General features: G+C 48.8%; 4 protein-coding genes. 3 read left to right on the forward strand and 1 reads right to left on the reverse strand.

Annotated elements, in window-relative coordinates:
* Positions 1–2,123 (forward strand): DUF6273 domain-containing protein (locus tag ACJROR_RS01390; RefSeq protein ID WP_406545537.1); only part of this gene is annotated, 2,123 nt, incomplete at its 5' end.
* A 136-nt stretch (positions 2,124–2,259) separates the two neighbouring features.
* On the opposite strand, the gene ACJROR_RS01395 is transcribed toward ACJROR_RS01390, so the two are convergent.
* Positions 2,260–2,505, reverse strand: coding sequence for a hypothetical protein (locus ACJROR_RS01395; protein ID WP_406545538.1), 246 nt, complete (start codon positions 2,503–2,505; stop codon positions 2,260–2,262).
* Here ACJROR_RS01395 and ACJROR_RS01400 point away from each other — a divergent pair.
* Together ACJROR_RS01400 and ACJROR_RS01405 are read left to right on the forward strand one after the other, a co-directional pair.
* Positions 2,492–3,106 (forward strand): DUF6273 domain-containing protein, encoded by a 615-nt coding sequence (locus ACJROR_RS01400; RefSeq protein ID WP_406038776.1) that lies wholly within the window; start codon positions 2,492–2,494, stop codon positions 3,104–3,106. The genes ACJROR_RS01395 and ACJROR_RS01400 overlap by 14 nt on opposite strands.
* Positions 3,107–3,443: 337 nt before the next feature.
* Positions 3,444–4,133: hypothetical protein (locus ACJROR_RS01405; protein ID WP_406545539.1), on the forward strand; the 690-nt coding region annotated here is incomplete at its 3' end.

Here is a 4,133-nt window from a genome sequence, read left to right on the forward strand (position 1 = left end):
TTGATGAGGAGATATTCCCTGACATTGATGTCTTTAAAGCTTTTGTAACTGAGACCCTTAACCGCGGCAGGAACGATCCCGGCTATCTTCTGGATTTTTTAAAACGGCATCAAAACGCTATAGATGTCCTCATTAAAAATCCTGAATACAGAACCGCTCTTAAGCCCCTTACAGACGCTGCCAAAAGCCTTATAGTGCTGGGAAGCCGGATCTTTACCACCGTGCCAGCCCTTGAGGCATACCTTAATGAGGTCATCGCAGCAGGGCTGCAGGATCCCGGTTATCTCTGCCGTTTTATAAACAATCACGGTCGGGAGCTCTCAGATCTTCGAATGGACAGCCGGTGCCAATCGATTCTGAATGCTCTTTATGCTGTAAGAAACCAGATGGTCGCTTTTGATGAGCTTGTCTTCGGAACCCCTGATGAGTTCCGGGGCTTTATGGAGCAGATTTTAAATATTGGAAAGGAGAACCCCGCTTATCTTCGCAGGTTTGTTCGGGAGCATGAGAAGACACTCACCGCCTTGAATAATGTCAGTGTGCTCGCACCTGTGGTTGCCCCGGTTATAGCCGCCGGAAACAGCGTTATCGAGCTTGATGAATATGTATTCAGCGATGCATCTGGTTTGACAGGATGTGCCCGGGAACTTGCGGGAGAAAACAATGAAAAGCCTCTAAGGGTTGCCGATTTTGTACGGGAGCATAAAGCCGGACTGGAGGCTCTTAAGAGCACTGAATCTTTAGCTCAGGCAGTGAAAGAACTGGAGGCCGTGGCAAATGTCCGGGAAAATGGTGAGGCCATTACGGTTAACGGTACCCGGTATGCACCGGTGCTTTTTAACCCTGAGAGCGTAAAGAAGGGCGGTTATATAAAGTTCGGAAACTACCCGCAACAGAACGGAAATGCCAAGAAGCCCATTGAATGGCTGGTGTTGGAGGTTCAGGGCAAAGAAGCCTTTCTGGTGAGCCGTTACGGCCTTGACTGCAAGCAGTATCATCATAAGTGGACGGACATTACGTGGGAAAACTGCGATCTTCGGAAGTGGCTTAACAATGAGTTTCTGAAGGCGGCCTTCTCTCCGGGGGAAAAGCAGATGATCAGACTTTCAGATGTAGTAAATGACAATAACCGGCAGTACGGCACCAGTGGCGGAAATAATACCCAGGATCGGGTTTTCTGCCTCAGCCTTGCGGAGGCGGAACGTTATTTTAAGAATAACAGTGAAAGAAGGTGTCAGCCTACGCCTCTGGCCAAAGCACATGGGGCGTATACCAACGATGACGGTCATTGCTGGTGTTGGCTGCGTTCGCCGGGCAATGATCAGGACTCTGCTTCGGGCGTAAGTACGGTCGGCGTGCTGGATCCGTATGGTGACGGCGTCGGAAATGTTAACTACGCCGTACGGCCCGCTTTATGGCTGATCTGGGATCTTAACAGTGCTGACTCGGCGGTACAGCTGTTTCAGGTTATGGAAAATACTGGAGCAAAGGGTGAGGCCAATATGGTTAACAAACCCCGGTATTCTATCTCTGATAGTGTAAAGAAGGGGGCTTATATAAAGTTTGGAAGCTACCCTCAGAATAACGGCAGCAACAAAGCACCCATAGAATGGCTTGTTTTGGAGGTTAACGGCAATGAAGCCTTATTAGTGAGCCGTCACGGTCTTGATTGCAAGCAGTATCATCATAAGTATATATTCATGACCTGGAAGCAATGCGATCTTCGGAAGTGGTTAAACAATGATTTTCTGAAGGAGGCTTTCTCAGCGGAGGAACAGCAGAGAATCAAGATCTCAGAAGTAGTAAATGACGATAACACGAAGTATCTTACCTGCGGCGGAAATAATACTTGGGATCGGGTTTTCTGCCTCAGTCTTGCAGAGGCAGAACGTTATTTTAAGGATAACAGCGAGAGAATGTGCCGGCCTACAGCCTTGGCCAAAGCACATGGGGTGTATTCCAGTGATGATGGCCATTGCTGGTGGTGGCTGCGGTCGCCGGGCAATTTTCAGGAGCGTGCATCGGACGGAGGGACAGACGGCACACTTTACCCGAATGGTGACTTTGTTGATATTGGTATCCGTGCTGTTCGGCCCGCTTTACGGCTAATCTGTAATCTGTAATCTTCTAATCTGGGAATCATCAGCACTTCATTTACCGCCTACTTGCGGGGGATTTTTCCGAGAGTTTCGCAGGCACAAAAGAAGCGACGCAAAGGGAAGACTTTCTTCCGGGCTAAGTGATAAAAATTCGGTAATGTCATCTCCGGGCATCAGAGAAGACGTAGCCGCTCTTTATGCCGTGAGTGACGCCGTTGTTGTCTTTGACGAGGAACTGTTCCTTGATTTCACGGCTTTTAAAGCCCTTGTAGTGGATGTTATTAACCGCGGTAACACTAATCCCGGCTATCTTCTGGAGTGTCTCGGCGGTGGAAGATCTCCGGTTCCGGAAAAATCCGGAGAAACTTGCGAAGCAATTATGGGAAGCAATTATGGTAAATGGCACAAAATATTCGCCGATGCAATTCATTAAGTTTGGAAGCTACCGGCAGCATGACGCTCAGAGCAAAGAGCCAATTGAATGGGTGGTATTGGAGGCCAATGATCAGGATGCGCTTCTGGTTAGCCGTTATGGTCTTGATTGCAAGAAGTATCATCGTTACTGGGCGGACATTGCATGGGAAAACTGCGACCTTCGGAAGTGGCTTAACGATGAGTTTCTGAATGAGGCCTTCTCGGAGGAGGAGCTGCAGAGAATCAAACTCTCAGAGGTGGTGAATGACGATAACCCGAAACATCGCATCCGCGGCGGAAATAATACTCAAGACCGGGTTTTCTGCCTCAGCCTTGCTGAGGCGGAACGGTATTTTAAGAATGACAGCGAAAGAAGGTGTCAGCCTACGGATTTGGCCATAGCGCATTGGGCATTTGTCAGTGATGACGGTCATTGCTGGTGGTGGCTGCGGTCGCCGGGCTTTAATCAGTACCACACATCGGGCGTGTATGCGGCCGGCTCGCTGGACCCGGATGGTGTCTGCGTCGACGGTGATCACTACGTTGTGCGGCCCGCTTTACGGCTAATCTGGGAATCAGCCGCAGCGGTGTAAGTGCGGCGTGTTTTTTGAAAAAGTAAATTCCTTTCTCCGCAAACTGAAGCGTACAGACCTCAATAAATCCGGCAACCTGCCTGATCTTACGGGAAAAAACTGGGAGAGTTTCAGGCGGAGCTGAGTATGGCCGTACTTTCGGCGATCTGATGTCAGCCTCTGTTCCGGTACCGGAAGTCATACGGGCGGAAGATGAGTCAGACATCCTTGTATATGGGGCGGAGCATATGGGGGATCGCAGATTTTTTTCTGGTTAATGCAATGTGTGATAAACAGACTGATGAAAAGGCAGGAAAGAGGCAGAACCATGTTCAAATGTAATTATCGGAAACTGATATTGAGTTTTAATGAATTTCACAATGTTAAAGCAGACGATATGCCGCAGTACGGCGAATTCTGTCTTCTTGAATTGAAGGACGGCCGCTATACTGCCGGAAAGTGGAATCCGAATGATTATAAAAAGAACTCGCTGTCCGGTGAATTCATTCGCGGCACGGCCGATACTGTTGCAGTCTCAGAAGTTTCCAAATGGCATCCGCTGGATTGCTATGATATGACAAATTGCCTTAATGATGAGGAAATCAACTTTATAAACCTCGGGCCCGAGGGAGAAGAGATTCACAGCGTAATCATGAAGGACTTTAACTCTTTGGAGGATGGCGACTTTCCCAAAAGCGAGCAGTACTGCCTTCTGATTTTAAAAAACGGTCAGCTGTCTGCCGGAAGATGGGATGAGTGGACGAAGGGCAAAGACGGTACCTTTGTTTATGCTCCCGCTCTGGCCTGCCACAGCATGAATACAGTTTGGGCCTGGACGTCATTAAGTTCCGATGATTTCTTTGAGGCGGAGGAAGAAAGCGAAAGAGAAAGAAATCGCGAGGAGGAGCTGAACCGTAGCCCGTCAGTCGATGAGGAGCTCTTCAAATACGGCACTGATATCGAGGTGTATTACGAAAAAGCCCTGGAGAGGCTCAAAAAGGAATATCCCTGGGCCACAGTCACCCAAATGAAAAAAGTAACCCCGTAT

The organism is Succinimonas sp. (assembly GCF_045225735.1).
Classification (GTDB): Bacteria; Pseudomonadota; Gammaproteobacteria; order Enterobacterales; family Succinivibrionaceae; genus Succinimonas.

Bases quoted from the DNA above. Each gene is read 5' to 3' on its own strand.
- ACJROR_RS01400 (WP_406038776.1), top strand. From the start codon at position 2,492: ATGGTAAATGGCACAAAATATTCGCCGATGCAATTCATTAAGTTTGGA.